The organism is Streptomyces sp. CA-142005 (assembly GCF_050942335.1).
Taxonomy (GTDB): Bacteria; Actinomycetota; Actinomycetes; order Streptomycetales; family Streptomycetaceae; genus Streptomyces.
This window is the reverse complement of the sequence record NZ_CP192078.1, coordinates 2,886,209-2,908,259: the sequence shown is the minus strand read 5'-3', so window position 1 is coordinate 2,908,259 and position 22,051 is coordinate 2,886,209. Positions and strand designations below refer to the sequence as shown.

26 protein-coding genes and 1 pseudogene are annotated in these 22,051 nt (G+C 70.7%); 21 read left to right on the top strand and 6 right to left on the bottom strand.

Features of this window, described 5'->3' with window-relative positions; genetic code table 11:
• Positions 1–13: 13 nt before the first annotated feature.
• From sufD to ACQPXS_RS13885, 6 genes are read left to right on the top strand one after another with little or no spacing between them, the layout of a single operon-like run.
• On the top strand, positions 14–1,198 hold the full coding sequence (gene sufD, locus ACQPXS_RS13910) for a Fe-S cluster assembly protein SufD (RefSeq protein WP_433449471.1): 1,185 nt from the start codon (positions 14–16) through the stop codon (positions 1,196–1,198).
• On the top strand, positions 1,195–1,512 hold the full coding sequence (locus ACQPXS_RS13905) for a non-heme iron oxygenase ferredoxin subunit (RefSeq protein WP_351604967.1): 318 nt from the start codon (positions 1,195–1,197) through the stop codon (positions 1,510–1,512). Before sufD ends, ACQPXS_RS13905 begins: the two co-directional genes overlap by 4 nt.
• A gap of 7 nt (positions 1,513–1,519) precedes the next feature.
• Positions 1,520–2,284 carry a Fe-S cluster assembly ATPase SufC gene (gene sufC, locus ACQPXS_RS13900; RefSeq protein WP_356304315.1) on the top strand — a complete coding sequence of 255 codons (765 nt, stop codon included), beginning with the start codon at positions 1,520–1,522 and terminating at the stop codon, positions 2,282–2,284.
• Entirely contained in the window at positions 2,281–3,537 is a 1,257-nt protein-coding gene (locus ACQPXS_RS13895) for a cysteine desulfurase (protein WP_351800832.1), read from the top strand. The genes sufC and ACQPXS_RS13895 overlap by 4 nt, the downstream gene beginning before the upstream one ends.
• A gap of 18 nt (positions 3,538–3,555) precedes the next feature.
• Positions 3,556–4,023, top strand: coding sequence for a Fe-S cluster assembly sulfur transfer protein SufU (gene sufU / locus ACQPXS_RS13890; protein WP_076092461.1), 468 nt, complete (start codon positions 3,556–3,558; stop codon positions 4,021–4,023).
• On the top strand, positions 4,020–4,352 hold the full coding sequence (locus ACQPXS_RS13885) for a metal-sulfur cluster assembly factor (protein ID WP_103812962.1): 333 nt from the start codon (positions 4,020–4,022) through the stop codon (positions 4,350–4,352). The genes sufU and ACQPXS_RS13885 overlap by 4 nt, the downstream gene beginning before the upstream one ends.
• Positions 4,353–4,411: 59 nt before the next feature.
• On the opposite strand, the gene ACQPXS_RS13880 is transcribed toward ACQPXS_RS13885, so the two are convergent.
• Entirely contained in the window at positions 4,412–5,227 is an 816-nt protein-coding gene (locus ACQPXS_RS13880) for an AbfB domain-containing protein (RefSeq protein WP_433449469.1), read from the bottom strand.
• Between the two features lie 117 nt (positions 5,228–5,344).
• Between ACQPXS_RS13880 and ACQPXS_RS13875 the strand changes: the two genes are divergently transcribed.
• From ACQPXS_RS13875 to ACQPXS_RS13855, 5 genes are all read left to right on the top strand, one after another.
• Positions 5,345–5,668 (top strand): DMT family transporter, encoded by a 324-nt coding sequence (locus tag ACQPXS_RS13875; protein ID WP_351800838.1) that lies wholly within the window; start codon positions 5,345–5,347, stop codon positions 5,666–5,668.
• Positions 5,668–6,201 carry a TetR/AcrR family transcriptional regulator gene (locus tag ACQPXS_RS13870; RefSeq protein WP_356304305.1) on the top strand — a complete coding sequence of 178 codons (534 nt, stop codon included), beginning with the start codon at positions 5,668–5,670 and terminating at the stop codon, positions 6,199–6,201. Before ACQPXS_RS13875 ends, ACQPXS_RS13870 begins: the two co-directional genes overlap by 1 nt.
• 64 nt (positions 6,202–6,265) lie before the next feature.
• On the top strand, positions 6,266–7,252 hold the full coding sequence (gene dapD, locus ACQPXS_RS13865) for a 2,3,4,5-tetrahydropyridine-2,6-dicarboxylate N-succinyltransferase (protein WP_356304302.1): 987 nt from the start codon (positions 6,266–6,268) through the stop codon (positions 7,250–7,252).
• A gap of 410 nt (positions 7,253–7,662) precedes the next feature.
• On the top strand, positions 7,663–8,022 hold the full coding sequence (locus tag ACQPXS_RS13860; protein ID WP_433449467.1) for a hypothetical protein: 360 nt from the start codon (positions 7,663–7,665) through the stop codon (positions 8,020–8,022).
• 70 nt (positions 8,023–8,092) lie between these two features.
• On the top strand, positions 8,093–8,455 hold the full coding sequence (locus ACQPXS_RS13855) for a transposase (RefSeq protein WP_433449466.1): 363 nt from the start codon (positions 8,093–8,095) through the stop codon (positions 8,453–8,455).
• A gap of 43 nt (positions 8,456–8,498) precedes the next feature.
• Here ACQPXS_RS13855 and ACQPXS_RS13850 read toward each other — a convergent pair whose 3' ends face one another.
• Positions 8,499–9,236, bottom strand: a complete 738-nt coding sequence (locus ACQPXS_RS13850) for an SDR family oxidoreductase (protein ID WP_433449465.1) — start codon at positions 9,234–9,236, stop codon at positions 8,499–8,501.
• Positions 9,237–9,328: 92 nt separating this feature from the next.
• Here ACQPXS_RS13850 and ACQPXS_RS13845 point away from each other — a divergent pair, with 92 nt between their 5' ends.
• Complete coding sequence (locus ACQPXS_RS13845) at positions 9,329–10,168, top strand: LysR family transcriptional regulator (protein ID WP_433449464.1); 840 nt, start codon at positions 9,329–9,331, stop codon at positions 10,166–10,168.
• 522 nt (positions 10,169–10,690) lie between these two features.
• Here ACQPXS_RS13845 and ACQPXS_RS13840 read toward each other — a convergent pair.
• Positions 10,691–10,975, bottom strand: coding sequence for a hypothetical protein (locus ACQPXS_RS13840; protein ID WP_433449462.1), 285 nt, complete (start codon positions 10,973–10,975; stop codon positions 10,691–10,693).
• A gap of 496 nt (positions 10,976–11,471) precedes the next feature.
• Between ACQPXS_RS13840 and ACQPXS_RS13835 the strand changes: the two genes are divergently transcribed.
• The 3 genes from ACQPXS_RS13835 (at position 11,472) to ACQPXS_RS13825 (ending at position 13,871) form a co-directional block, all read left to right on the top strand.
• Positions 11,472–11,921, top strand: coding sequence for an ester cyclase (locus ACQPXS_RS13835; protein ID WP_356310624.1), 450 nt, complete (start codon positions 11,472–11,474; stop codon positions 11,919–11,921).
• Positions 11,922–12,108: 187 nt separating this feature from the next.
• Positions 12,109–12,660 carry a SigE family RNA polymerase sigma factor gene (locus tag ACQPXS_RS13830; RefSeq protein ID WP_433449461.1) on the top strand — a complete coding sequence of 184 codons (552 nt, stop codon included), beginning with the start codon at positions 12,109–12,111 and terminating at the stop codon, positions 12,658–12,660.
• On the top strand, positions 12,657–13,871 hold the full coding sequence (locus ACQPXS_RS13825) for a WD40 repeat domain-containing protein (protein ID WP_433449459.1): 1,215 nt from the start codon (positions 12,657–12,659) through the stop codon (positions 13,869–13,871). Before ACQPXS_RS13830 ends, ACQPXS_RS13825 begins: the two co-directional genes overlap by 4 nt.
• On the opposite strand, the pseudogene ACQPXS_RS13820 reads toward ACQPXS_RS13825, so the two are convergent.
• A pseudogene (locus ACQPXS_RS13820) lies at positions 13,872–14,171 on the bottom strand (dihydrodipicolinate synthase family protein); the annotation flags it as partial.
• Between the two features lie 3 nt (positions 14,172–14,174).
• A complete protein-coding gene (gene dapA, locus ACQPXS_RS13815; RefSeq protein WP_433449457.1) occupies positions 14,175–15,089 on the bottom strand; it encodes a 4-hydroxy-tetrahydrodipicolinate synthase in 915 nt (304 codons plus the stop codon).
• Positions 15,090–15,257: 168 nt separating this feature from the next.
• Between dapA and ACQPXS_RS13810 the strand changes: the two genes are divergently transcribed.
• The 5 genes from ACQPXS_RS13810 (at position 15,258) to ACQPXS_RS13790 (ending at position 18,517) form a co-directional block, all read left to right on the top strand.
• Positions 15,258–15,401 (top strand): hypothetical protein, encoded by a 144-nt coding sequence (locus ACQPXS_RS13810; protein WP_433449456.1) that lies wholly within the window; start codon positions 15,258–15,260, stop codon positions 15,399–15,401.
• A complete protein-coding gene (locus ACQPXS_RS13805; protein ID WP_433449455.1) occupies positions 15,398–16,111 on the top strand; it encodes a hypothetical protein in 714 nt (237 codons plus the stop codon). Before ACQPXS_RS13810 ends, ACQPXS_RS13805 begins: the two co-directional genes overlap by 4 nt.
• 285 nt (positions 16,112–16,396) lie before the next feature.
• On the top strand, positions 16,397–17,056 hold the full coding sequence (locus ACQPXS_RS13800; protein WP_433449453.1) for a DUF3618 domain-containing protein: 660 nt from the start codon (positions 16,397–16,399) through the stop codon (positions 17,054–17,056).
• A gap of 97 nt (positions 17,057–17,153) precedes the next feature.
• The gene (locus ACQPXS_RS13795) at positions 17,154–17,765 is read left to right on the top strand and encodes an ArsR/SmtB family transcription factor (RefSeq protein ID WP_365332336.1); all 612 of its coding nucleotides are present in this window, start codon (positions 17,154–17,156) and stop codon (positions 17,763–17,765) included.
• 14 nt (positions 17,766–17,779) lie between these two features.
• A complete protein-coding gene (locus ACQPXS_RS13790; protein ID WP_351800858.1) occupies positions 17,780–18,517 on the top strand; it encodes an SRPBCC family protein in 738 nt (245 codons plus the stop codon).
• Positions 18,518–18,529: 12 nt separating this feature from the next.
• Here ACQPXS_RS13790 and ACQPXS_RS13785 read toward each other — a convergent pair whose 3' ends face one another.
• Entirely contained in the window at positions 18,530–20,356 is a 1,827-nt protein-coding gene (locus ACQPXS_RS13785; protein WP_433449452.1) for an endonuclease/exonuclease/phosphatase family protein, read from the bottom strand.
• A gap of 265 nt (positions 20,357–20,621) precedes the next feature.
• Between ACQPXS_RS13785 and ACQPXS_RS13780 the strand changes: the two genes are divergently transcribed.
• Positions 20,622–22,049 (top strand): hypothetical protein, encoded by a 1,428-nt coding sequence (locus ACQPXS_RS13780; protein ID WP_433449450.1) that lies wholly within the window; start codon positions 20,622–20,624, stop codon positions 22,047–22,049.
• Positions 22,050–22,051: the final 2 nt, after the last annotated feature.

Here is a 22,051-nt window from a genome sequence, read left to right as displayed (position 1 = left end):
CAATACGACAGCCATGGCTGAGGCCCAGAACATCCCGGTGGGTTCCACCACCGCCGGCTCGATCGCGGTCGCCGCGGAGTCGACCGTCGTCTCGCGCATGAGCGCGCCCCCGTCCTTCGACGTGGCGGACTTCCCGGTCCCCCACGGCCGCGAGGAGGAGTGGCGGTTCACCCCGCTGGAGCGCCTGCGCGGGCTGCACGACGGCACCGCGGTGGCCAACGGCGACGGCGTGAAGGTCGACGTCCAGGCCCCCGAGGGCGTCACCGTCGAGACCGTCGGCCGTGACGACGCGCGGCTCGGCAAGGCGGGCACCCCGGTGGACCGGGTCGCCGCGCAGGCGTACTCCGCCTTCGAGAAGGCCTCGGTCGTGACCGTCCCGAAGGAGACCGTCCTCACCGAGCCGATCCGCATCGCGGTGCACGGCCAGGGCGGCACCGCCTTCGGCCACCAGGTGATCGAGCTGGGCGCCTTCGCCGAGGCGGTCGTGGTCATCGACCACACCGGTGACGCGGTGCTCGCCGCCAACGTCGACTACGTCCTCGGTGACGGGGCGAAGCTGACCGTCGTCTCCGTCCAGGACTGGGACGACAAGGCCGTCCACGTGGCCCAGCACAACGCGCTGGTCGGCCGGGACGCCTCCTACAAGTCCGTGGTCGTGACCTTCGGCGGCGACGTCGTCCGCCTGCACCCGCGCGTGACGTACGCCGGCCCCGGCGCCGAGGCCGAGCTGTTCGGCCTGTACTTCACCGACGCCGGTCAGCACCAGGAGCACCGCCTGCTGGTCACCCACAACACCCCGCACTGCAAGTCCAACGTCGTCTACAAGGGCGCGCTCCAGGGCGACGACGCGCACGCGGTCTGGATCGGCGACGTGCTCATCGAGGCCAAGGCCGAGGGCACGGACACCTACGAGATGAACCGCAACCTGGTCCTCACGGACGGCGCGCGTGTCGACTCGGTGCCGAACCTGGAGATCGAGACCGGCGAGATCGTCGGTGCCGGCCACGCCTCCGCGACCGGCCGCTTCGACGACGAGCAGCTCTTCTACCTGATGGCCCGCGGCATCCCGGAGCACGAGGCGCGCCGCCTGGTGGTCCGCGGCTTCTTCGCCGAACTGGTCCAGCAGATCGGTGTCGCCGACATCGAGGAGCGCCTGCTCGCCAAGATCGAGGAGGAGCTGGAGGCTTCGGTCGCATGACCTTCGTACGCGTCTGCGGGCTGAGCGAGCTGGAGGAGGACACCCCGAAGCGGGTGGAGATCGACAGCACGCCGGTCTCGGTCGTCAAGACCGAGGGCGAGGTGTTCGCGATCTACGACATCTGCTCCCACGCGAACGTCTCGCTCTCCGAGGGCGAGGTGGAGGACTGCCAGATCGAGTGCTGGCTGCACGGCTCCTCCTTCGACCTGCGCACCGGCAAGCCGTCCGGCCTCCCGGCCACGCGCCCCGTCCCCGTATACCCCGTAAAGATCGAAGGGGACGACGTTCTCGTCTCCCTCACCCAGGAGTCCTGAGGCACCCATGGCAACGCTTGAAATCCGAGACCTGCACGTCACCGTCGAGGCCGACAACGCCACGAAGGAGATCCTCAAGGGCGTCGACCTCACCGTGAAGCAGGGCGAGACGCACGCCATCATGGGCCCCAACGGCTCCGGCAAGTCGACCCTCGCCTACTCGCTCGCGGGTCACCCGAAGTACACGATCACCAGCGGCACCGTCACCCTCGACGGCGAGGACGTCCTGGAGATGTCCGTCGACGAGCGCGCCCGCGCCGGCCTGTTCCTGGCGATGCAGTACCCGGTCGAGGTCCCCGGCGTCTCGGTCTCCAACTTCCTGCGCACCTCCGCCACCGCCGTCCGCGGCGAGGCCCCCAAGCTGCGCACCTGGGTGAAGGAGGTCAAGGAGGCCATGGAGCGCCTCAACATGGACCCGGCCTTCGCCGAGCGCAACGTCAACGAGGGCTTCTCCGGCGGTGAGAAGAAGCGCCACGAGATCCTTCAGCTGGAGCTGCTCAAGCCCAAGGTCGCGATCCTGGACGAGACGGACTCCGGCCTGGACGTCGACGCGCTCCGCATCGTCTCCGAGGGCGTCAACCGCGTCCGCGAGACCGGCGAGGTCGGCACCCTGCTGATCACGCACTACACGCGCATCCTGCGCTACATCAAGCCCGACTTCGTCCACGTCTTCTCCGGTGGCCGGATCGTCGAGTCCGGCGGTGCCGAGCTCGCCGACAAGCTGGAGGACGAGGGCTACGAGGCATACACGAAGGGTGGCGTATCCGCGTGACACAGCTGCCGGGCCTCCTCGACACCGAGGCGATCCGCAAGGACTTCCCCGTACTGGACCGTCTGGTCCACGACGGCAAGAAGCTCGTGTACCTGGACAACGCGGCGACCTCGCAGAAGCCGCGCCAGGTGCTGGACGCCCTGAGCGAGTACTACGAGCGCTACAACGCCAACGTCCACCGCGGTGTGCATGTGCTCGCCGAGGAGGCCACGGCGCTGTACGAGGGCGCGCGCGACAAGGTCGCCGCGTTCATCAACGCGCCGAGCCGCGACGAGGTGATCTTCACCAAGAACGCCTCCGAGTCGCTGAACCTCGTGGCGAACATGCTGGGCTGGGCCGAGGAGCCCTACCGGGTGGACCACGAGACCGAGATCGTCATCACGGAGATGGAGCACCACTCCAACATCGTGCCGTGGCAGCTGCTCGCGCAGCGCACCGGCGCGAAGCTGAAGTGGTTCGGTCTCACGGACGACGGCCGGCTGGACCTCACCAACATCGACGAGATCATCACGGAGAAGACGAAGATCGTCTCCTTCGTGCTGGTGTCGAACATCCTGGGCACGGTCAACCCGGTCGAGGCGATAGTGCGCCGCGCCCAGGAGGTCGGCGCGCTGGTCTGCATCGACGCCTCCCAGGCCGCCCCGCACATGCCGCTGGACGTGCAGGCCCTGCAGGCCGACTTCGTGGCCTTCACCGGCCACAAGATGTGCGGCCCGACGGGCATCGGCGTCCTGTGGGGCCGCCAGGAGCTGCTGGAGGACCTCCCCCCCTTCCTGGGCGGCGGCGAGATGATCGAGACCGTCTCGATGCACTCGTCCACCTACGCCCCGGCGCCGCACAAGTTCGAGGCGGGCACGCCCCCGATCGCTCAGGCGGTCGGTCTCGGTGCCGCGATCGACTACCTCCAGTCGATCGGCATGGAGAAGATCCTCGCCCATGAGCACGCGCTGACCGAGTACGCGGTCCAGCGTCTGCAGAAGGTCCCGGACCTGAAGATCATCGGCCCGACCACGGCCGAGGACCGGGGCGCCGCGATCTCCTTCACGCTCGGTGACATCCACCCGCACGACGTGGGCCAGGTCCTCGACGAGCAGGGCATCGCGGTCCGTGTCGGCCACCACTGCGCGCGGCCCGTCTGCCTCCGGTACGGAATTCCTGCGACCACGCGAGCGTCGTTCTATCTGTACTCCACGCCGGCCGAGATCGACGCACTGGTCGAGGGGCTGGAGCACGTACGGAACTTCTTCGGCTGAGAGGCGTGAGCTGAAACCGTGAAGCTGGACTCGATGTACCAGGAAGTCATCCTGGACCACTACAAGAACCCCCACGGGCGTGGTCTGCGGGATGGCGACGCCGAGGTGCACCATGTGAACCCGACGTGCGGCGACGAGATCACCCTCCGCGTGAAGTACGACGGCACGAAGATCGCGGACGTCAGTTACGAGGGCCAGGGCTGCTCGATCAGCCAGGCGAGCGCGTCGGTCCTCAACGAGCTGCTGGTCGGCAAGGACCTGACCGAGGCGCAGAAGATCCAGGAGACCTTCCTGGAGCTGATGCAGTCCAAGGGCCGGATCGAGCCCGACGACGCGATGGAGGACATCCTGGAGGACGCGGTCGCGTTCGCCGGTGTCTCCAAGTACCCCGCGCGGGTCAAGTGCGCCCTCCTGAGCTGGATGGCGTGGAAGGACGCGACGGCCCAGGCGCTGGGTGGCGCCGACGCCGAAAGGAAGACGGCATGACCGACACCGCAGAGATGAAGCCGGTCTCGGAGGAGGAACTCCGCGAGGCCCTGATGGACGTGGTCGACCCCGAGCTGGGCATCGACGTCGTCAACCTCGGGCTGATCTACGGCATCCACATCGACGACTCCAACGTGGCCACGGTCGACATGACCCTGACCTCGGCGGCCTGCCCGCTGACGGACGTCATCGAGGACCAGGCCAAGTCCGCCACGGACGGCCTCGTCAACGAACTCCGCATCAACTGGGTCTGGATGCCACCGTGGGGCCCCGACAAGATCACGGACGACGGGCGCGAGCAGCTTCGGGCGCTCGGGTTCAACGTCTGACGGCTTCTGTATCCGCGAAAGCGGCGGCACCCCGCACGGGTGCCGCCGCTTTCGTCTGCTCAGCCCAGCCCCTCCACGAGCTGGAACGCCGAGTCCGCGCGGTAGAGCTCGGTGTCCTGGTACGGGACCAGCTTCAGCCGGAAGTTCTGGTGCCGCAGGAAGCGGCCGGGGTAGTTGACCGACTCCAGCATGACCGCCCCGCCGAAGGACGAGCGGCGAGGGCAGAAGGTGGCGTCCTGGCGGAACAGGGGCGTGCCGTCGTCGGGTTCGGCGCGCAACAGGAAGTTCCGGTGCCGGAGGTAGCCGCCGCCCGCCGTGGCGAAGGAGTAACAGCGGCTCTCCGCAAGGCCCTTGACCACCGTGAAGGTCGCGGCGCGGCGGTCGGCGGGCGACGTGACCGGGTCGAGCCGCACGTAGTCGCCGCCGATGTGCCAGTAACGGTCCGGGTAGTTGACGGAGCGGACGGAGGTGCCCTGCGCGGCGGGCTCGGGTGAGTGGGGTGAACTTCCGTGGGGTGCCGGTGACTTGGAGGGCGTGGACCTCGGTTCGGCGGAGGCGGAGGTGGAGGTGGAGGCGGAGGTGGCCGTCTGCGGTGTCACCGGGGTCGTGCCGCGCCCGCCCTTCGGGGGAGCGGTCGTAGGCGCCGACGGGGAGGCGAAGGAGAGCAGGCCGGGGCCGTTGTCCGTGGGGGCACCGGTCTGCTGCGGGGTGGTCGTGGTGTGCCGGGGCCCGTCGTTCACGACCAGGGCGGTGACGCAGGCGGTGGCGACCGCGAACGCCAGCGCGCCGGCCAGCCAGAGTCTTCGGGTGCCGGGGAGACGGGAGGTGTCGGCCGTCCAGCCGGTCTCCCAGGGATGGGGGGTGTGGTCGGGCATGGGCCCGCAGAGTAGTGGCCGAAGCGTCCGTAGCGAGCGGTTTCTGTGAAAGTGAAACTTTCTTGTGGTCCCGCGGACGTGTACGACCGTACGCATCCGTTGTGTACGCTCGCACACATGGGATACCTGACGCTCGCCGGCGCCATCGCCGCCGAGGTCGCCGCGACGACGGCGATGAAGTACAGCGAGGGGTTCAGCCGGCTGTGGCCCTCGCTCGTGACGGCTCTGGGCTACCTCGTCTCCTTCGCGCTGCTCGCCCAGACGCTGAAGACCGTCCAGATCGGCACGGCGTACGCGATCTGGTCCGGCGTGGGCACCGCGACCATCGCCCTCCTCGGACTGCTGCTGTTCGGGGAGGGGCTGGGCGTCGCCAAGGTCGGCGGGATCCTGCTGATCATCGGGGGAGTGGTCGTGCTGAACCTGGGGGGAGCGAGCCACTGATGCCCCGCCGCTACGACCCCGACCGGCGCCGGCGCCTCATCGACGCGGCGATCCGCGTGGTCGGCCGGGACGGCATCGCCGGTCTCAGCCACCGCTCGGTCGCCGCCGAGGCGGACGTACCGCTCGGCTCCACGACGTACCACTTCGCCACCCTCGAAGAGCTGATGGTGGCCGCGCTGCGGCAGTCGAACGAGAACTTCGGCCGGGTGCTGGCCGAGCGGCTGCCCAAGGACGGTGCGGGCGATCTCGCCGCCGAACTCGCCGGCGCGCTCGGCGTGTGGCTGGGCGGCGACCGTACGGGCGTGGAGCTGGAGTACGAGCTGTATCTGGCGGCCCTGCGCCGGCCCGCCCTGCGTCCCGTCGCCGCCGAGTGGACCGAGGCCGCGGCGGCCCTGCTGGCCGGCCGCACGGACCCTGTCACGGCCCGCGCCCTGCTCGCCCTCCTGGACGGGATCTGCCTCCAGGTGCTGCTGACGGGCGGTTCCTACGACGAGGAATACGCCCGCGCCGCCCTCGCTCGGCTGATCCCCTGACGGGGCGCCCGGCACGTGAGACGCGGTTCGCCCCGACCACCCCGCCCACGTTAGGTTTGCCTGCATGACCGACTCTGCTTCCCGCACCACCGGCGCCGTCGCCGCTGGCCTCGCCACCCTCGCCTCCGACGGCACCGTTCTCGACACCTGGTTCCCGGCCCCCGAGCTGGTCGAGGAGCCGGGCCCGGCCGGCACCGAGCGGCTCACCGCCGAGCAGGCGGCCCAGCTGTTGGGCGGCGGCGCGACCGCGGCGATCGGCCCGGACGCCCGACGGGGCGTCGAGGTGGTCGCGGTCCGTACGGTCATCGCCTCACTGGACGAGAAGCCGATCGACGCGCACGACGTCTACCTGCGTCTGCACCTGCTCTCGCACCGCCTGGTCAAGCCGCACGGCCAGAGCCTGGACGGCATCTTCGGCCACCTCGCCAACGTCGCCTGGACCTCGCTCGGCCCGGTCGCCGTGGACGACATCGAGAAGGTGCGGCTCAACGCCCGCGCCGAAGGCCTGCACCTGCAGGTCACCTCGATCGACAAGTTCCCGCGGATGACCGACTACGTCGTCCCCAAGGGCGTGCGCATCGCCGACGCCGACCGGGTCCGCCTCGGCGCGCACCTCGCCGAGGGCACCACGGTCATGCACGAGGGCTTCGTCAACTTCAACGCCGGCACGCTCGGCACCTCCATGGTCGAAGGCCGCATCTCCGCGGGCGTCGTGGTCGGCAACGGCTCCGACATCGGCGGCGGCGCCTCCACCATGGGCACCCTGTCCGGCGGCGGCAACGTGATCATCTCCATCGGCGAGCGCTGCCTGGTCGGCGCCGAGGCGGGCGTCGGCATCGCGCTCGGCGACGAGTGCGTGGTAGAGGCCGGCCTCTACATCACCGCGGGCACCCGGATCACCATGCCCGACGGCCAGATCGTCAAGGCCCGCGAGCTGAACGGCGCCTCCAACATCCTCTTCCGCCGCAACTCGGTCACCGGCGTGGTCGAGGCCCGCCCGAACAACGCGGTCTGGGGCGGCCTGAACGACATCCTGCACAGCCACAACTGATCACCGGCGGCCGTGACCTGCGGCCGCCTCATCGATCAACGCCCTGACCTGCTGCCGAGCTGTCGGCAGTTGTCGACGTTGGTCATCGTTGAGCGCCCTTCCACGGCCCCAGGACGGCCCGGGAGGGCGCTCGTGCGTGAGCACCGCTTTAGGAGTTCGATCTACGCCCGCTCCTGGTGCCTTCGTCGGCTGATCCGACGGACGCCCAGGGGCGTCGCTGTGTGCCGCCGTCCGCCCTTGTTGATGTCAGCCGTGGATGTCGAAAACCTTCTGATCCGTAGCTCTAGCGCGATCGGTCAGCGGGGGTCACACCGGCCGCTGAGCGGGCCCGGAGGGACGCTACCGTGCGGGGGTGGTTACTAGGGTTGCGGTACCTGGCTGCTGTACCGCACGATCCAAACGGGGTGACCATGGAACGGCATGTGCTGGAATCGCTTTTGATGGGTGATGACGAGGCGTCCGTGATGGCTCTGGCCGCCCTCCGCAGCGGCGCCCCCTACTCGGTGGAGGAACGGGTACAACCCACTGGTGCGCATGCCGGAGTCTTCAGTCGCCGACTTCAGCGCATGCGGATGCGCGGATTCGAACCTCCTGGCCTGGAGCGAGCAGTGCAGCTCATCAGGGACTATGGCCGGCCTGTGCGCACAGCGCTGATCGATCCTGACAATCGGACACGGTTCACCCTGCTCTTCCTCACCGAGGACGGCAGCGCACTCGTGGCCTGCGTCAGCTGGCCACTGCCGCTGGTTGCCAGGAAGCCACCGCTTTAGTGATGCACATGCTCGCCGCCCTCGACCTGGCCACCGGCAAGATCTCCTACCGGATCGGCACACGCAAACGGTGGCGCGAGTTCCTGGCCTGCTCAAGACCCTGCGGGAACGCTGGCCCGAGCAGAAGCTGTACGTGGTGCTGGACAACTTCTCCCCGCACAAGCACGCCGAAGTCCGCACCTGGGCCGCCGACCACGACGTCGAACTGGTCTTCCTGCCGACCTACGGCTCCTGGCTGAACTGGATCGAGTCGGAGTTCGCCGCCCTGCGCCACTTCGCACTCAACGGCACCGACCACCGCACCCACGCCGAACAGAACGCCGCCATCGCCGCCTATCTCCGCTGGCGCAACGCCCGCGCCGAGCCGAAGACCCGTTTCGCGCCCGAGTCACCGATCCGCCAGTGGACCGATTACCCGGCCAAGGCTGCGTGACGATGCCCAGCGACAGCGATCGAGGAACGCATCCAAGGTCAGGTCACCACGGTACGACGCCGCTGTCGTCGAACAGCTGGCCGGTCGGGCCGTCGTCCGACAAGGTCGCCAGCCGGATGGCGATCGCCGCGCCCTGCTCGGGGGTCTGCGTCCCGCTGAATCCGTTGAGGTCGGTGGCCACGTAACCGGGGCAGGCGTTGTTGATCAGGACGTTGGTGCCGCTCAGCTCCTTGGCGTACTGGATGGTGACGGCGTTGAGGTAGGTCTTCGTCGGCGCGTACGCCCCGCTGATCCCCCCGAGGTCCACGCCGGGCGTGGTCTGCAGTGTCAGGGAGCCGACGTGGCTGGACTGGTTGACGATCCGCGGGTGCGCCGAACGGAGCAGCAGGGGCAGCATCGCGTTGGTGACCCTGATGACGCCGAGGACGTTGGTCTCCAGCAGTCGCCGCACGGTCTCCAGGTCGATGGTCGTCGGTTCCTCCGGCCAGCCGCCGGCAACGCCGGCGTTGTTGACCAGTACGTCCAGCCGTCCTGCCCGCTCCTCGATCAGTTGGACTGCGGCGGCCACGCTCCCGTCGTCGGTCACGTCCAAAGGCACGCCGAACGCGTCAACACCAGCCGCACGCAACTTCGCCACAGCGTCCTTCCGGCGCTGCTCGTCCCGGGCGCCGACACCGACGCTCCAGCCCCGCGCACCCAGCCCGGCCGCGATCTCATACCCGATTCCCTTGTTCGCGCCAGTAACCAGCGCGATCGTCTTCTCGCTCATGAAAACGAGCATGCCTGCGCTGCAGCCGGACACCAACACCCTCTCGGTAGTGCAGCGATACCCGAGCGATATCGATCAGCCGCCTGCCGTCTTAGCCTGGACTCATGGAAATACGCGAGCTGCGGTACTTCGTCGCCGTCGCCGAGGAGTTGCACTTCGGCAAGGCTGCCCAGCGCCTTGGGATAGCCCAGCCGCCACTGTCCCGCACGATCACCCAGCTCGAGCGGCGGCTCGGAACCGCACTGCTGGAACGCAACAGCCGCAAGGTCACGCTCACCGAGGCCGGAGCCGTGCTGCTGGCCGAAGGACGCGCGATCCTCAGCGCAGTGACCGCGGCTGAGCGGCGTACCCAACGGGCCGCCAAGGCACACCCCAGCCTCGTCCTCGCCGTCAAATCCGGCACCGGTGGCGAGCTGCTGACGAAACTGCTCGACGCCTACGCCGCGGAACCCGGCGCAGCCACCGTCGATCTGCTGATCTGCGAGGCACACCAGCACCGGCAGCTGCTGCAGGAGGGACAAGCCGACGTGGCTCTGCTGCACCTGCCCTTCGACTCAGCAGCCGGGCTCGACACCGAAACCCTGTACACCGAGGGACAGGTCGCGATCCTGCCGGCCTCACACCCGCTCGCCATCCACTCCCAGGTCCGGATGGCCGACGTCACCACACTGCCAGAGCTCCCGATGGCCCGCTGGCCCGGTCCCGGCGGCAGCTACCCGGAAGGACCGGGCGCGGAGATACGGAACCTGACACAGCTCTTCCAGCTGATCGCGCTCGGCCGTACCACCGCGGTCATTCCCGAGTCAGCCAGCACCGACCTGCGCCGGGACCTCGCCGCGGTGCCGGTCCTGGACGCTCCGCCTGTGACAACGGTGATCGCCTGGCCGCCGCAGAGCCGCCTTCGTGCAGTTGCTGACCTGGTCCGCGTTGCAACGCACCTTTGAACCCGGATCAGCAGGGCGGCCACCCGACGACAGGCTCGATCAAGCAACTGGCAGCTCAACGCCCCTGCCTCAGCAGGGTAGTGACCTTGACGCTCTGCTGCCCTGAGCGGACATCAGCACCACGATCGCCCGCCGCAGCTGTCCTTCGCCGTCCGGCTGATCCGCTGCAAGCGGCAGCCTTCCTCCATGCCGACCGGCCGACGGACAAACCCGGGCGACGTCCCACGACCAACGCCAAGCAGGCCCTGGAGACAGTCCGCCGACCGCCGGGCGGCACATCGATTACCCGGCCAACGCTGCGAGACGAGCCACTAGGTCGGCGGAACGACTTTGGCCTGGAGCTGCTTCGGCGCGAGTGATCATGGCCCCGTAAGCTTCCGGCGCGTCGGGCAGTCTGTGGACCTGCCCGGTAAAGCACGACGTTGGGGCCGTGTACCCCGGTGACCGCCCTATGGGGTCCTTCCGGCCCTTGCACCTGCGTGCCTGGATGCGAGAGCTGGAGGTAACAGGGCGTGCGGCATCCTACCGGCGGTCGATCTTCGCCAACGTGTCCGCCGTGTTCACGGCCGCCGTGGAAGATCGGATCATCGCCGAGAATCGGTGTCCCTGGGCGCGGGGTGCGGTCTTCGGTAAGGCGAGATCTTCGGCCTGGCCCTCGAAGACGTCGACTTCCTCGGGGGCACGGTCCACGTTGTCCGGCAGGTCAAGCTCATCCGAGGCACCCAGGCGGTCTTCGGCCCGCCCAAGGGCGGCAAGGAACGGCGTGTGCCCCTGCCCGAGACGGTCTCCTTCGCGCTGGCCACTCACATCACCAAGCATGAGCCGGTAGAGGTCACGCTGCCCTGGAAGACCCCGGACGGTCCGCCTGTGACGGCCTCGCTGCTGTTCGTCAACGTCCGGGAACAAGGCTCTGGCTGTGCACCGAACTCGCTTCAACCGCTTTGTGTGGCGCCCGGCGCTCACGTCCCGGGCCGCCGTGGATCGTGTCTTCCGGAACCCCGACAGCACCGAGGACGGCCCCGAGACGGCCCAGGGGGCGGGTTGCCCCCCTGACCTGCATCGTATTCAGAACAGCCACAACTGAGTGCGGTGCGCTCCGAGCGCCCTTCCGCGGTACCGGCAACGGCCGGGGAGGGCGCTCGGGCGTGTCGGCTTCGGCGACACCCGGGGCGTTGCCCTCCCGCCGCGGCGGCGAGGACATGCCGGGGGCGTGGGCCCGATGTACGGTCGCTCTAGGGCACAGGTGCGTGGATCTCGCAGCCGGCGGACGGACCGGTGGTCGACAGGCACCCGAGGAGCATCCATGTCCCAGCAAACGAACATCGCCGCGCAGACCGCTTTCGCAGAAGCCGTCGTCTCCGGCAACCTCGACGTTCTCGGAGAGATCGTCGCGCCCGGATCGATCGACCACGACCCCGCGCCGGGACAGGTACCGGGGCCCGAGGGATACAAGAGCATGTTCGGCGAGCTGCGCTCGGCCTTCCCCGACCTGCAGATCGCGGTGGACCATCTGGTGGCCACCGACGAGGAGGTGGCCTTCGCCTACACCGTCACCGGGACGCATCTGGGCCCGCTGATGGGGCATCGGGCGACCGGTAAGAAGGTCAGCTACCGGGGCATGCAGATCAGCCGCTTCGACGACGACGGCAAGCTCGTGGAGCGCTGGGGCAGCAGCGACGAACTCGGCATGCTGCGTCAACTCGGCCTCGCAGAAGTCGATCCACCCTTCGGGCGCCCTTCACACATCCGCTGAGGGAAGCTCGGTCGCACCGGCGGTACGGCCGCGAACCGCGCCAGTGCCGTGAAGTCCGGCTACCGCAGGCCTTCGGGCCGCGCCCGCCCTTTCCTGTGGGCGTGAGGCATAGCGGGCGGCCCTTCCGCGCGTCAGGAGGGATGAAGGGCCGCGACGACGAGTGGCCCGGGGGAAAGAGAAGGTGACGATGGATGCCGAAGCGCAGGAGAACTTCCGGGAGTTCGTGGCCGGCAGGTCGTCCGCGCTGCTGAAGACCGCCGTCCTGCTGACCGGCGGCGACCGGCACGCCGCCGAGGACCTGCTGCAGAACGCGCTGGTCAGGGCGGCCGGACGGTGGCAGCGGATCGACGAGCCGGAGGCGTACGTCCGGCGGATCCTGTACCGGCAGCAGATCAGCCGCTGGCGGCTGAAATGGCCGCGGCGGGAGGTGACCGTCGCCGAGCCGCCGGAGGACGCCGTGGCCCCGGACGCGTCCGGCGCCGCCGAGCTGCGGCTCGTCATGCGTACGGCGCTGTCCCGGCTCACCGCCCGCCAGCGCACCGTGCTGGTGCTGCGGTACTTCGAGGACCTGCCCGAGGCCGAGGTGGCCCGGATCCTGGGCTGCTCCGTGGGCACCGTACGGTCCACCACCCATCGCTCCCTGGCCAGACTCCGTGCGCTGGCCCCCGAGTTGGCGGCACTGGACCCCGGCCGCCGGCAGCCGTCCCGCGACTTCTCGCCCGTGGAGGTGCGCCCGTGAACGTCGAGGAACTCGTGCGCGACGCGCTGCGGGAGCAGGCCGCGCAGCAGCAGCCGGCGCCGGCCGGATTCGCCGACCGGGTGCTGGGCGCCCGCCGGCGCCGCCGTACCCGCCGGCTCGCGTCCGTCGCGGTGGCCACCGCCGCCGTGGTCGGTGTCGGGGTGCCGCTGCTGGACTCCGGCGGCCGGAAGGACGTACGGCCCTCCGGCGTGCTGGACTCCCGTGACGTCAGCGCGCATCCGGACCAGGGGCCGCCGCGCGAGCTGATCGCGGCGGGGCGGTCGGTGCTGGCCGCGTACTACACGGTGAAGGTGGTGCCGCAGAGCGCCGGCCTCGCGATCGGCGAGCGCACGTACCGGCTGCTGAACCAGAGGACCGGCCGGTACGAGAAGGACGACCGGTGGTCGTTCGTGGCCGTCGCCCCGGGCCTGCGGACCGCCGCCGTGCTGGAGCGGCGGATGCCCGCCGCCCGGATCGGACTGCTCGACCTCGCGACGGGGGAGGTCGAGCGGTGGATCCCGGTGTCGCACGGCGTCGGGGGGCTCGCCTTCTCGCCTGACGGCCGCAGGCTGGTCGCCACGACGTACACGGACAATCCCGACGGGTTCGAGAAGGCCATGGACACGCGGACCGGCCGCTCCCACTGGGTGCCGCGCTTCCAGTCCCTGTCCCGGACCGGCTTCGAGATCCTGGACGTGGCTTCCGGACGGGGAACCTGGGTCGCGGTTCCGCCGGGCCGGGAGTTCCTCGGCCGGGAGGACTTCGCCTTCGGCCGCGCCGGTGACCTGCTGTACGCGCGGATCGTGGGACCCCGCGACGGTATGCAGCAGTTCTACGACTTCGCGGGCCGGAAGGTGCCCGCGCCCGCGAACGAGGCCCATCTGAGGTCGGACGTCGGCGCCCGGCTGTCCCCGGACGGGCGGCTCGCCGCCTGGGGGCTGGTGGCCGAGCCGCACCACACGTCGTACTCCTCGATCCGTGATCCGCTGACCGGCAAGGAGCTCACCCGGGTGCGCGGCTCCCATCTGCTCGCCTGGGCCGACGACAAGCGGCTCATCGCCTGGGAGCGGGACCCGGACGTGGAGCGGTACCGGCCCCGGCTGGTGCTGGTCACGATCGGCAGCACCAAGGTCGTCCCGCTCAGCGGTTTCCAGGAGCCGAACGACGGCTACGGCGACCGGGACTGGGAGCCGGTGTTCGCCGACCGCTGATCAGAGCGCGGCGGTGAGTGCCTTGTAGTGCGCCAGCAGCCTGTCTGCCGTCTCCCGGTCGGCGGGCAGCAGTGGTGCCCGCACCGGGCCCGCGGGTCGGCCGAGGCGGGTGAGCAGGGTCTTGGCGGTGACCGTGCCGGGCAGGCCCGCGCCCATCATCGCCTCGATCAACGGCGTGGCCCGTAGCTGGAGTTCGGTTGCACGGGCGGTGTCGCCCGCGTCGAAGGCGTTCAGGATCGCGGCGATCTCGGCGGGGACGGCGTTGGCGACGGTGCTCACACAGCCCGCCGCGCCGAGCGCCGATCAGAGCGCGGCGGTGAGTGCCTTGTAGCGCGCCAGCAGTCCGTCGGCCGTCTCTCGGTCGGCGGGCAGCAGCGGTGCCCGCACCGGGCCCGCTGGTCGGCCGAGGCGGGTGAGCAGGGTCTTGGCGGTGACCGTGCCGGGCAGGCCCGCGCCCATCATCGCCTCGATCAACGGCGTGGCCCGTAGCTGGAGTTCGGTCGCCCGGGTGGTGTCGCCCGCGTCGAAGGCGTTCAGGATCGCGGCGATCTCGGCGGGGACGGCGTTGGCGACGGTGCTCACACAGCCCGCCGCGCCGACCGCGTACAGGGCCAGTACGTGCTCGTCGCAGCCCGCGTAGTACGCCAGGTCCGTGCGGGCCAGCACCTTCTGGGTGCCGAGGAAGTCGTAGGAGCAGTCCTTGACAGCCACGATCCGGGGGTGCGCGGCGAGGCGGATGATCGTCTCCGGTTCGATCCGGGTGCCGGTGCGGCCCGGGATGTCGTAGAGCATCACGGGCAGCCCGCTCGCGTCGGCGACGGCGCGGAAGTGCGCCTCCACCGCCTCCTGCGGCGGCCTGCTGTAGTACGGCGTCACCACCAGCACGCCGTCGGCGCCCGCCTCCGCGGCCGCCAGGGCCAGCTCGACGGTGTGCCGGGTGTCGGCGCTGCCCACCCCCGCCACCAGGGACACCCGGTCGCCGACCGCCTCCCGGACCGCCTTGATCAGCTCCGCCTTCTCCGCGTCCGTGGTGGTGGGCGACTCGCCCGTGGTGCCGCTCAGCACCAGGCCGTCGCAGCCCTCGGCCACCAGCCACGCGGCCAGCTTCCGGGCACCGTCCGGGTCGAGGGCGCCTTCCTCGGTGAACGGCGTGATCATCGCGCAGAGCGTGCGGCCGAAGGGGCGGGCGGTGGTGCGTGAGGTCGTCGTACGGGTCATACGGGTAGTGTCGGCACGACCTTGATGAAGCTCTACTTAATTCTCCTACCAGATACAGCTAAGCATTGCTGAAGTGGCGGGGCGGGTGGCCGAAGGCCCTGTGTCCAACTCGGCCCCTCATGGGTCACTATGGCCGGAGGGTCACCGACGTCCGTCATGGGAGGCACCATGAAGCTCGGCAAGGCACTGGCCACCGGAGTCGCCGAGGAGCGGCCGCTCGTCGACGAAGAGCGGACCCCCCTCCCCGAGGACACCGCCGCCCCCGTCGAACCGGCCGAGCCGGCCCGCGAAGAGGTCCCGGCCGCCCGATGAGACTGCGGCTCCCGGCGGAACGCCCGACGGAGCCGCCGACCGGCTACAAGATCGCCCACCCGGTGCTGTCCCAGGACGGCACCCGGGCCGGGTTCACCGGTGTGTCGCTCGGCGGCGCGCTGCCGTACGCCGTGCTCGACGACGCCTCCTGCGTCTACGGCCGCCGGCACCGCCCGCCGGCCCGGCTGTGCGACTGCGGCTTCCACTGCGTCCACGACCGCAGTGCCGCCGAGGCCATGCTGTGCACCGCCGAGCACCGGACCGCCCTGCTGCTGGAGGTCTCCGTGCTCGGCGCCTACATCCGCTTCGAGCGCGGCTTCCGTTACGCCCGGCAGCGGGTGCGCACGGCCACCGCCGGTCCGTGCGCCTGTGGCGCCACCGCCGCCGCGCTCGGCGACGCCGGCTGGGGCAGGCCCGGCTGGCGGGCCCTCGGCCCCGTCTGCGCCGGTTGTGTGCGGGGCCGTCCGTCCGTCTCGCTCGCCGGCTTCGCCCGGCTGGCCGGGCACGGGCTGCGGGTGGTGGCGCGGGGCGGGGACGGCGGATTTCCCGTCGGCGAGTCCGGCGAGTCCGGCGAGTCGGCGGCCGGGGCGGAGCTGGGGGTGCCCGAACTCGTCGCGGAGGCCGCTCTGTTGCAGGCGCGACTCGACTGGTTCCAGAGCCAACTCGCGCGGCTCGGCGAGCGCGGCACCGGCGGCGCCGGGCGGGGCTGAACGTCTCCGGGCTGGGTACCCGAACGTACGGGTGCGCGGATGCGGATGCCTCCGGCGCGGCCCGTGCGGGTGCGTGGTGGCCGGGGTCGCGCCTACGGTGGTCTGTGAGTCGGTGCCGCGCCGGGTGGCGTCCGGTCTCGGTCCGGCGGGCTGTTCGTCGCGTGGTGCGGCAAGTCCTGGCCGGCCGCCGCGGGCGGACACCACCCGCCGCGTTCCCTCCCCGCCGTGTGCGGCTTCAGGAGGCATCACGCTCAGCGCTACAGCGATCAGGGAAAGGGCACACCGATGAAGCACAGGGTTCCGCACGGATCGGGCGCCAAGGGTCCCGACGAGCTGCGGCGGCAGATCGAGCACACCAGGCATCAACTGGGCCACACCGTCGCCCAGTTGGTCGGCAAGGCCGATGTCAAGGGCCGGGCCCGGGTGCGGGCCGCCGACCTGAAGGACAAGGCCGGTGCCATGACGGTGCAGCTGCGCGCGAGCGCCGCCCACGCCGGCCACGGCATGCAGGACAGGGCCGTCAAGGCCGGTCACGCCGTCCAGGGCCGGGCCGCCCAGGCGGGTCACGTGGTGCAGGGCAAGGCCGGGCACGTGGGGCACGCCATGCAGGGCCGGGCCGCCCAGGCGGGGCACGCGCTGCAGGGGCGGGCCGCCCAGGCCGGGCATGCGGCACAGGGCCGGGCAGTACAGGCCGGGCACGCCGTGCAGGGCCGGGCGGCACAGGCCGGGCACGCCATGCAGGGCCGGGCGGCACAGGCCGGGCACGCCATGCAGGGCCGGGCGAGTCGTGCCGGGCACGCCATGGAAGGCTCCGTCCCGCAGCCCCTGCGCGGGACGCTGCGTGCGGGCATGCGTCATCCGGGGCCGGTCATCGCCGTGGGGGTGCTGGGCGCGACCGCGGTGACGGCGGGCATCGCCTGGCGCAGGCAGCGCCGCCGCCACTGACAGCTCCCGGCCCGCCGGGGCTCCGACACGACACCACCCTCCTGCCGAAAACTCGGTCCGTCTGGACAAACAAAGTTTTCGGTGGGAGGGTGGTCGCATGCTGGACGTGACCGTGATCGAGGACCCCGAGGCGGCGGCGGTGTCGCTGGACCCCGTCCGGGCCCGGCTGCTCGCCGAGCTGGCCGCCGAACCCGCGTCGGCGGCGATGCTGGCCGGCAAGGTAGGACTGCCCCGCCAGAAGGTGAACTACCACCTCAAGGCGCTGGAGCGGCACGGCCTGGTCGAGCTGGCCCAAGAGCGCCGCAAGGGCAATGTCACCGAGCGGCTGATGCGCGCGACCGCCGCGTCGTACGTCATCTCGCCGGCCGCCCTGCCCGCCGTGCAGCCGGACCCGGACCGCTTCCGCGACCAGCTCTCCGCGCGCTGGCTGCTCGCGCTCGGCGCCCGCCTGGTGCGCGACGTCGGCGCGCTGATCACCGGCGCCGCCAAGGCCAGGAAGCGGCTGGCGACCTACGCCCTGGACGGCCAGGTCCGGTTCGCCTCCGCCGCCGACCGCGCGGCCTTCGTGCAGGAGCTGACGGCGGGCGTGAGCGCCCTGATCCGCAAGTACGACGCCCCGGACGCCGAGGGCGGCAGGGACCACCGGATCGTCGTCGCCCTCCACCCGACGGTCAAGGAACAGCAGCCCGCCCCCGCACTGGACCAGTGAGAAAGAGCCCCGCCATGTCCCAGGAATTCGAGATCGTCCGCGAGTTCGAGGTCGACGTCCCGCCCGAGAAGGTGTGGGAGGCCGTCACCACCGGTACCGGTGGCTATCTGTGGCCCATGGACCCGCCCGAACCCCGGGTCGGCGGCTCGGGGCCCTTCGGGTCCACCGTCACCGCCTGGGACCCGCCCCACCGCTACACCAACCGCAGCGAGGACGTCGGTTTCCCGGTCCAGTCGCTCAACCAGCTCGACTACACCATCGAGCCCCGCGACGAGGGCCGCCGCGCCTGGGTGCGCTATGTGCACAGCGGCATCTTCACCGACGACTGGAACAACCAGTACGACGGCGCCAGCAAGCACACCAACTTCTATCTGCACACCCTGTGCGAGTACCTGACGCACTTCGCGCCCCGCCCGGTCGCCTTCGCCCAGCTGAACGGGCCGGCGGCCTCGGGGACCCCGGAGGCCCTCGCCGCCGTCGGCCATGCCCTCGGCCTGGCGGACGACGCCGCCGCGGGTGCGAAGGTCGCCGTCCAGGGTCCCGGCGGACGGACCCTGGACGCCGTACTCGACTACCGCAACCCGTACTTCATCGGGCTGCGCACCGACGACGCGCTCATCCGCTTCTTCGGGCGCGGCCACTGGGGCGCCCCGCTCGGCATCAGCGTGCACGACTTCGCGCCGGACGCCGACGCCGAGGCGAACGAGAGCGCCTGGCAGGACTGGCTGAACGGAGTGTTCAGCCGGTCCTGAGAGCGGCTTCGCTCACGGGCGGAAGCGCAGCACCTGCGGGTCGTGGTCGCTGATCTGGTCGTTGAACTCCGAGTTGACGTGCACGCTGTCGTACTCGAAGTCGCAGCCGCGCCGGATCGCCGGGCTGACCAGGATCTGGTCCAGGACCTGCTCGTTGCCCTGGTAGTCGTAGGTGTAACGCTCGCTCTTCGGCAGGGACTTGATCGCCGACCACAGCTCGCCGTCGCCTTCGAGGATCTTCGCGGTCTCGGAGAACTCGAAGTCGTTCATGTCGCCGAGCGCGATGACGTCCGCGTTCTTCTGGACGGACAGGATGTCCTTGACGAACGCGTTCACCTCGGTCGCCTGGGCGTGCCGCTGGATCTCCGAGCTGCGCACGGGCGGCTGGTACTGCGAGGTCAGACCCTGGTCGCCGCCCTTGGAGTTGAGGTGGTTGGCGATCACGAAGACGGTCTTGCCGCGGAACACGAACTCGCCGGCCAGCGGCTTGCGGCTGCTGGTCCAGGCCGCGTTCGTCGGGTCGATACGGCCCGGGGAGACCGTCAGCTGCGCCTTGCCGTCCACCTTGGTGACACCGACCGCGGTGGTGGAGTCGCCGCCCACGCGGTCCACGAAGGACACCCGCTCCGGGTTGAACAGGAACACCTGGCGGATGTTGCCGCCGGGCTCGCCGCCGTCCTGGTCGTTGACCGGGTTGATCGAGCGCCAGTCGTACTTCGGGCCGCCCGCCGCGACGATCGCGTCGATCAGCTTGTTCACGGTCTGGTTCGCGTCGACCGTGCCGTCGTCCGTGGCGCCGTTGTTGTCCTGGATCTCCTCCAGCGACACGATGTCGGGCGACTGCAGGTTGTTCACGATCGCGGCGGCGTGCTTGTCGAAGGTGGCGTCCGACGGGTCGAGGTTCTCGACGTTGTAGGTCGCCACCGCCAGTTCGCGGCTCGACTGCTTCCGCGTGGTCTCCCGCTCCAGGCCGCCGCTGTGCAGCGTGCCGAGCTTGCTCGCGACCAGGGTGTAGCCGCCGTACTGGTTGAAGTCCAGCGGGCCGGTGGTGGTGCCCTCCAGGGTGTCGCCGACGTTCGCCTTCGGGAAGTCGGCGGTGGAGCCCAGCGACTGGATCTGCAGCCGGCCGGTGTTCTGCGAGTCGTAGGAGCCGTAGACCGTGCCGCCCCGGTGGCTGCGGTGCTCCCACGGCTTCACCGTGATCCACAGCTCGCTGTAGGGGTCGGTGGCGGTGACCACGCGGGTGTCCGCGACCTGGACGTTCATGCCCTCCAGGGACTCGTAGTAGTCCAGGGCGTACGTCGACGGGTCCAGGGTCAGGCCGTTGACCGAGCCGGCGGCGGCGGTGTCGCCCTCGGGCGTGTACGCGTCCGGCACCGAGTCCTCGTCGATCACGACCGGCGCCGGGACCGCGTTGCCGGTGGAGACGGTGGTGATCGTCGGCTTGGTGATCTCCGTCAGGGACTGGTTGCCGGAGGAGGCGCCGCCCGGGACGTACTCGGAGACCGTGCCGGTCACCGTCACCGAGTCGCCGACCGCGACCTTCGGGGTGGAGCTGGTGAAGACGAAGACGCCCTCGCTGGTGGCCGGGTTGTCGTCCGGGCTCGGATCCTGGATCCAGAAACCTCTGGAGGAGCCGTAGGTGCGCGTGGCCGTGACGACGCCCGGCACGTCCGTCACCTTCTGGCCCGCGAACGGCGATATTCGGGTGGTGCCCTGGATGTCGTGGATACGCACGGAGTCGGCGTGCGCGGGCGAGGTGAGGACGACGGCGGACGCCGCGCTGCAGACGGCGGCGACGGTGAGCGCGGCGAGGCGCGCGGAAGACCTGCTCGGCAAGGGATCCCTCCGGGGACGTGACGATGCGCCGGGACGAGGGTGGTACGGGAGCGTGTGGGGCTCGTAGCCCTCTGTGACACGCGTAGAGCCGAGTGAACAGTTGTCCCCCCAACTTCTACGCGCGTCAATCTCCTGCCTGGGGTGGGGAGTTGTCAAGGTTTCGGCCATGTACGACGGCTGACGGGGAGATGAACCGGGCGGCATGGGTGGAAATCCGTCTAGGCTGAGCGGCTGAGCCCGTTCACGGTCCGAGGAGAACCAGCCGATGTCAGACAGCTCCCCCCTGCCGCCCGTACGGCTGCACTCCGAAGCGGAGCTGGCACGCGCCGCGCTGTCCACCCCGCTGCTCTCCCGCGCCGCCCGCCTCGCCCGCTGGGCCGGGCCCGAGACTCGCGTGGACGCCGGTGGCGGACTGGCCGAGGAGCAGCTTCCGGCCGCCGCCGAACTGCTCGGACTGAGCGGCGAGGACGCCGCCGCGTACGCCAGTGAGGCCTGGCGGGTCGCCGTGGACGCCGGACTGGTCGAGATCGTGGACGAGGAGGCCGGCACGGTCCGGGCCGGCGAGGATCTGAAGCTGCTCACCGCCGGCGCCCCGGCCGATGTGCTCGCCGTGTGGCTCGCCGCGCTGGAGACCGTCATCGCCGACGCGAGCGTTCCGGATCTGGACGATCTGGCCGACGCCCTGGACGAGGGCGGCCGGATCGATTTCTCGTCACTCGACTGGGATCCCGAGGCCGAGGCGGAGTTCCTGGACGGCGTCCTCGGCAACCTGTATCTGCTGACCGTGAGTGAGGGCGGCTCCGGCGAGGGCCCGGTCCCGCTGCCCGCCCTCGCCGCCTCGATGATCGTCCCCGACGGCATGGGCGAGCCCACCAACGACGTCCTGGAGCAGGTCTCCGACGCGATGATGCGGCTGGACGACCAGTTCCGGATGCTGGAGCCGGCCGGGGTCGTGGAGTACCGCCCGGTGGACGAGGCCCTCATGGCGGACGCCGACGAGGAGCCCGCCGCGCCGGTGGACGACACCGACGTCTCGCGGTACGGCATGGTCCGGCTCACCCCGCTCGGCGCGTACGGACTGCGGGCGCGGCTGCTGGAGGCCGGGTTCCAGGCACCGGCCGTCGGTGAACTCGCCGACAAGGGCGCGGACGCGCTGCTCGACGGCACGGCCGCGTTCGGTCAGGCGGCGGCGCGCGCCGAGACCGAGCAGTGGCTCGCCCGGCGGGAACCGCTCGCCGGGGCACGGGAGTTGCTGGCGGCGGCGCGGGGTGCGGACGCGGGCGCGCCGTTGCGCCGGCTGCGCTGCCAGCAGGCCCTGTCCCTGATCGGCGCGGAGGCCGAGCCGGCGCTGCGGGAGGTGCTGGACGACCCGGAGCTGGGCGGGCTGGCCCGGGTGTGGCTCAGCGAACGGGGTGCGGCGGGTGTGCCGGCGCCGTCCGAGGAGCTGGTGTTCTGGCTGACCATCGACACGGTGGCGGCGCAGCTCGCGGCCGAGGGGAACTCCGAGGAACTCCAGGCGCTGGTGGAGGGGCTGGCCGCGCAGCACAGCGGGTTCTTCTCCGCGGCCTGGCGGGTGGAGCACCCGGCCACGGCCGAGGTGCTGGAGGCGATGGGACGGCTGCACCCGGACAAGAAGGTGGCGAAGGAAGCGCGCAAGGCCGCTTTCAAGGCGCGATCGCAGCACGGGGCTTGACA

Bases quoted from the DNA above. Each gene is read 5' to 3' on its own strand.
- sufD (WP_433449471.1), top strand. From the start codon at position 14: ATGGCTGAGGCCCAGAACATCCCGGTGGGTTCCACCACCGCCGGCTCG.
- ACQPXS_RS13905 (WP_351604967.1), top strand. From the start codon at position 1,195: ATGACCTTCGTACGCGTCTGCGGGCTGAGCGAGCTGGAGGAGGACACC.
- sufC (WP_356304315.1), top strand. From the start codon at position 1,520: ATGGCAACGCTTGAAATCCGAGACCTGCACGTCACCGTCGAGGCCGAC.
- ACQPXS_RS13885 (WP_103812962.1), top strand. From the start codon at position 4,020: ATGACCGACACCGCAGAGATGAAGCCGGTCTCGGAGGAGGAACTCCGC.
- ACQPXS_RS13880 (WP_433449469.1), bottom strand. From the start codon at position 5,227: ATGCCCGACCACACCCCCCATCCCTGGGAGACCGGCTGGACGGCCGAC.
- ACQPXS_RS13875 (WP_351800838.1), top strand. From the start codon at position 5,345: ATGGGATACCTGACGCTCGCCGGCGCCATCGCCGCCGAGGTCGCCGCG.
- ACQPXS_RS13870 (WP_356304305.1), top strand. From the start codon at position 5,668: ATGCCCCGCCGCTACGACCCCGACCGGCGCCGGCGCCTCATCGACGCG.
- dapD (WP_356304302.1), top strand. From the start codon at position 6,266: ATGACCGACTCTGCTTCCCGCACCACCGGCGCCGTCGCCGCTGGCCTC.
- ACQPXS_RS13860 (WP_433449467.1), top strand. From the start codon at position 7,663: ATGGAACGGCATGTGCTGGAATCGCTTTTGATGGGTGATGACGAGGCG.
- ACQPXS_RS13850 (WP_433449465.1), bottom strand. From the start codon at position 9,236: ATGCTCGTTTTCATGAGCGAGAAGACGATCGCGCTGGTTACTGGCGCG.
- ACQPXS_RS13845 (WP_433449464.1), top strand. From the start codon at position 9,329: ATGGAAATACGCGAGCTGCGGTACTTCGTCGCCGTCGCCGAGGAGTTG.
- ACQPXS_RS13835 (WP_356310624.1), top strand. From the start codon at position 11,472: ATGTCCCAGCAAACGAACATCGCCGCGCAGACCGCTTTCGCAGAAGCC.
- ACQPXS_RS13830 (WP_433449461.1), top strand. From the start codon at position 12,109: ATGGATGCCGAAGCGCAGGAGAACTTCCGGGAGTTCGTGGCCGGCAGG.
- dapA (WP_433449457.1), bottom strand. From the start codon at position 15,089: ATGACCCGTACGACGACCTCACGCACCACCGCCCGCCCCTTCGGCCGC.
- ACQPXS_RS13810 (WP_433449456.1), top strand. From the start codon at position 15,258: ATGAAGCTCGGCAAGGCACTGGCCACCGGAGTCGCCGAGGAGCGGCCG.
- ACQPXS_RS13805 (WP_433449455.1), top strand. From the start codon at position 15,398: ATGAGACTGCGGCTCCCGGCGGAACGCCCGACGGAGCCGCCGACCGGC.
- ACQPXS_RS13800 (WP_433449453.1), top strand. From the start codon at position 16,397: ATGAAGCACAGGGTTCCGCACGGATCGGGCGCCAAGGGTCCCGACGAG.
- ACQPXS_RS13795 (WP_365332336.1), top strand. From the start codon at position 17,154: ATGCTGGACGTGACCGTGATCGAGGACCCCGAGGCGGCGGCGGTGTCG.
- ACQPXS_RS13790 (WP_351800858.1), top strand. From the start codon at position 17,780: ATGTCCCAGGAATTCGAGATCGTCCGCGAGTTCGAGGTCGACGTCCCG.
- ACQPXS_RS13780 (WP_433449450.1), top strand. From the start codon at position 20,622: ATGTCAGACAGCTCCCCCCTGCCGCCCGTACGGCTGCACTCCGAAGCG.